This window comes from Achromobacter sp. DMS1, from assembly GCF_001270295.1.
This window is the reverse complement of the sequence record NZ_LHSJ01000331.1, coordinates 1-4099: the sequence shown is the minus strand read 5'-3', so window position 1 is coordinate 4099 and position 4099 is coordinate 1. Positions and strand designations below refer to the sequence as shown.

4 protein-coding genes and 2 pseudogenes are annotated in these 4099 nt (G+C 67.9%); 5 read left to right on the top strand and 1 reads right to left on the bottom strand.

The genetic code is table 11. From position 1 onward, the window contains the following. Positions 1 to 274: DUF736 domain-containing protein (locus AD428_RS23665; RefSeq protein WP_053246780.1), on the bottom strand; the 274-nt coding region annotated here is incomplete at its 3' end. A 766-nt stretch (positions 275 to 1040) separates the two neighbouring features. Here AD428_RS23665 and AD428_RS23660 point away from each other — a divergent pair. From AD428_RS23660 to AD428_RS23650, 5 genes and pseudogenes are all read left to right on the top strand, one after another. Then, a complete protein-coding gene (locus tag AD428_RS23660) occupies positions 1041 to 1388 on the top strand; it encodes an ArsR/SmtB family transcription factor (protein WP_003107245.1) in 348 nt (115 codons plus the stop codon). 13 nt (positions 1389 to 1401) lie between these two features. After that, positions 1402 to 1608 (top strand): annotated as a pseudogene (locus AD428_RS27280) (ArsI/CadI family heavy metal resistance metalloenzyme); the annotation flags it as partial. Further along, positions 1601 to 2184: pseudogene (locus AD428_RS29885) on the top strand (AMP-binding protein); the annotation flags it as partial. The pseudogenes AD428_RS27280 and AD428_RS29885, both read left to right, overlap by 8 nt. 63 nt (positions 2185 to 2247) lie before the next feature. Further along, on the top strand, positions 2248 to 2721 hold the full coding sequence (locus tag AD428_RS29880) for an AMP-binding enzyme (protein WP_369798825.1): 474 nt from the start codon (positions 2248 to 2250) through the stop codon (positions 2719 to 2721). A 48-nt stretch (positions 2722 to 2769) separates the two neighbouring features. After that, the coding region (locus tag AD428_RS23650; RefSeq protein WP_152968208.1) for an MFS transporter at positions 2770 to 4099 on the top strand (1330 nt) is incomplete at its 3' end.

Here is a 4099-nt window from a genome sequence, read left to right as displayed (position 1 = left end):
GCGTGCCGTCCTCGCCTTCGATCAGGCGGGCATAGACCGGAGCCGGGAACGAAGGATCGTCGAGGGTCACGGACTTGTATTCCCGCCCGGCCTCGCTGGTCTTGTTCCACGCCGCGCCGATGTCGTGGCCGGCGGCCTGGAGGCGGAAGTCGGGGGCGTTCTCCCTGCTGGCCTTGTCGTTGGGAACCAGCTTGACCTTGACGTTGAGCGTCAGGGTGCGCAGCGTGCCGGTGAAGCCGTCTTTGTCGGTGGTGAAGGTGCCGATGTTGGCCATGATGTTTTCTCCTTTCGGTTGAACAAGGTTCGCGCCCATCGCGTCCTTGTTGTGATCCGGCCGGCGGGGGACGGGCTGGCTGCACCGCTTGCGGTCGAAACGCAGTGGAGAGCCGGGAGGCGAAAAGAATTTGCTGCGCGAGGAAGCCGTGCAGCGGCGGGGAAATTGTTTTCGCCGGACGGTTGCAGCCATGAAGCCCGAGGCGCAGCCGCGCCACCGCCAGGATTCACAACGAGACAAGGACGCCTTGGGTCGAACCGCTCCGAAAGGAGATAGGGCCTGCTCGGCATCCCCGCACGAAGGCTGCGCCGGCTTGCCCACTGACGCGGGCCAGGTCAACGACCCGACGACGAGCGAGAACGCCCCAGCCGCACCTTGCGGCGCCGGTCTTGAGGCGTGGCGTGGAAGCTCCATAGCGATGCCGGGCGGGATGTCCGTGAACCGTCCTTCGTAACGTGATGGGCGAGAACCACCAGCGTTGAGGACGGCACGCATTCGCACAACCTGCCGCAGCAAGCCCCAGCGTGTTCGCCAGCTCCCCGTCCATCGCGGCGGGGCGCTGGACGGGCCGATCCGGCGCAGCCGGTTCGGCACATCGAGGGGCGCCAAGCTGCGCGCGGCGGGGATAGCCCGCAGGGCTTTCCCCTGGAGGCAAGCGAAGCGCGCAGCGCCGCAGGCGCGAAGGCGTGAGCAACTGTCTTGAAAGTCAAGCCTCGCAAGCGCGCAGGCTCCATTCAATTGAAGCGTTTTGCCAATGATTCAATAAATGTTGTATTATCGAATCATGAACGAGACCCAAGCCATTTCCGCCCTCGGCGCCCTGGCCCATACCCAGCGGCTGCGCGTGTTCCGCGCCCTGGTGGTCGCCGGCCCCGAAGGGCTGACACCCAGCGTCCTCGCCGACCAGCTCGACGTGGCCCGCAACTCCCTGTCCTTCCACCTGAAAGAACTGGCCCATGCCGGCCTGGTCACCATCGAGCAGCAGGGCCGCAACCTGATCTACCGCGCCGACTTCACCCAGATGAATGGGCTGCTCGGCTATCTGACCGAGCACTGCTGCCAGGGCGGCGCGTGCGAGGTCACCGAATCCTCCTCTGCCTGTACTTCCTGCTGAAAGGATCACCCCCATGAAGCGCTTTCACGTCCACCTGCACGTCGATGACCTGAACCGCAGCATCGGCTTCTATTCCCAACTGTTCGCCGCGCAGCCCGCGCGCGTCGAAGGCGACTACGCCAAATGGATGCTCGAAGACCCGCCGGTCAACTTCGCCATTTCCACGCGCGGCAACAAGCCGGGCATCGACCACCTGGGCATCCAGACCGACGATGCCGACCTGTCGCCCGGGGGACACGCTGGCGGTGCTCTACACCTCGGGCGCCTCCGGGCCGTCCAAGGGCGTGTGCTGCCCGCACGCGCAGTTCTACTGGTGGGGCGTGCTGGCGGCGCGCAACCTGGAAATCGGCGCGGACGACGTGCTCTACACCAGCCTGCCGCTGTTTCACACCAATGCGCTCAACGCCTGTTTCCAGGCCCTGGTGACGGGCGCGTCGCTGGTGTGCGATGCGCGCTTTTCGGTCAGCCGCTATTTCGAGCGACTGGCGGCCACGCGGGCGACCGTGACCTATCTGCTGGGCGCCATGGTGCCCATGCTGCTGTCGCGCGAACCGGGGCCGGCCGACGCGGCCGCACCGCACACGCATCGCGCTGGCGCCCGGGGTGCCCGAACGGTTCCGACGGCGCTTTCCGCGATCGCACGGGCATTGCGCTGCTGGAAGGCTACGGTTCCACCGAAACCAATTTCGCGCTGGCGGGCACGCTGGCCGGCCAGCGCCCCGGCTTCATGGGCCGCGCGGCGCCCGAGTTCGATGCTTGCGTGGCCGACGAGCACGACCGTCCCGTGCCCGATGGCGTGCCGGGCGAGCTGCTGCTGCGGGCCCGGCCTCCCTTCGCCATCGCGACCGGCTATTTCGGCATGCCGGAGCAGACCGTGCAGGCGTGGCGCAACCTCTGGTTCCACACCGGCGACCGCGTGGTGCGCGACGCCGAGGGCTATTTCCGCTTTCTGGACCGCATGAAAGACGCCATCCGGCGGCGCGGCGAGAACATCTCTTCGTACGAAGTGGAGCAGGCGCTGCTTGCGCATCCGGCGGTGGCGGCGGCGGCCGTGTATGCGGTGCGCTCGGAACTGGCCGAAGACGAGGTCATGGCCGCCCTGGTGTGCAGGCCGGGCTGCCGCGTGAGCCCGGAGGCGCTGCTCGATTTCTGCCAGCCGCGCATGCCGTATTTCGCCGTGCCGCGCTATCTGCGGTTTCTGGACGATCTGCCGCGCACCGAGAACGACAAGGTGCGCAAGGCGAGTTTGCGCGAAGAGGGAATCACCGGCGACGCCTGGGACAGGGACGCCGCCGGCTACCAGGTGGCGCGCCTCCGGGCGCGCAGCGCCTGACCGGGCCGCGCGGGCGTCGCGGCGTATACACACAATCAAGGGGCGGCAATGACAATGGCATACAAGGGCGCGGCGGCCACGGCCGCGGGCCAGGCGCAGCGGCGCAGGACGCGGCGGGTGGTGATGGCGTCCATCGCCGGCAACGCGATGGAATGGTACGACTTCTTCATCTACGGCACGGCCGCCGCGCTGGTGTTCGGCGAGCTGTTCTTTCCCAAGGGCACGGATCCGCTGCTGGGCACCATGGGCGCTTTCGCGGGCTTTGCCGTGGGCTTTCTGGCCCGGCCGCTGGGCGGGGTGGTGTTCGGCCACATCGGCGACCGCCGCGGCCGCAAGATCGCGCTCGAATGGACGCTGGGCATCATGGGAGCCTCCACCTTCCTGATCGGCCTGCTTCCGACCTACGCGCAGGCCGGATTCTGGGCCCCGGCGGCCATGGTGCTGCTGCGCATCCTGCAAGGGGCGGCCGCGGGCGGCGAATGGGGCGGCGGCGTGCTGCTCATCAGCGAAGCCGTGGAGGGCAGGCGGCGCGGGTTCTTTTCATCGTTCAGCCAGCTCGGCGTGGCCGGGGGCTTCGTGCTGTCTTCCGCCGTCTTCATGCTGGCGCAGCAACTGCCGCGCGACGCCTTCATGAGCTGGGGCTGGCGCCTGCCGTTCCTGCTGAGCGTGTTCATCTTCGGCATCGGCCTCTATATCCGCCGCCACATTCCGGAAAGCGAGGCGTTCGTCCAGGCGCGCAAGACGGCGCGCCGCGGCATGCCGGCGGTGGAAGTGTTCCGCCGCTATCCGCGCGAGGTGTTCACGGCCATGGGGCTGCGCGTGGCCGAGAACGGCGGCTCATACATTTTCCTGGCCTTCGCCCTGGCTTACGGCAAATTCCTGGGCATCTCCAGCGATCTCATGCTGGGCGGCGTGCTGCTGTCCATGTTCGTGGAGCTGGGCACGCTGGTCTGGTTCGGGCACCTGTCCGACCGCATCGGGCGGCGCGCGGTGTACCTGCTGGGCTCGGCCGGGCTGATGGCGGCGGCGTTTCCGTTCTTCTGGATGGTGGAGACGCGCGAGCCGTTCTGGATCTTCGCCGCGTTCCTGCTGGGCAACACGGTCTGCCATGCCGCCATGATCGGCACCCAGCCCTCGTATTTCGCCGAACTCTTCCCGCCCGAAGTGCGCTACACCGGCCTGGCGCTGGGCCACGAGCTGGCGTCGGTGTTCGCGGGCGGGCTTTCGCCGCTGATCGCCATGGCGCTGCTGCGCAAATACGAAAGCGCCACGCCGGTGGCGTGGTTCCTGGTGGGCCTGGCCGCGATTACGGTAATCACGCTGCTGCTCACGCGCGAGCGGCGCGGCGGGACCGGGCGTGAGCAGGCCGGGCCGTTTC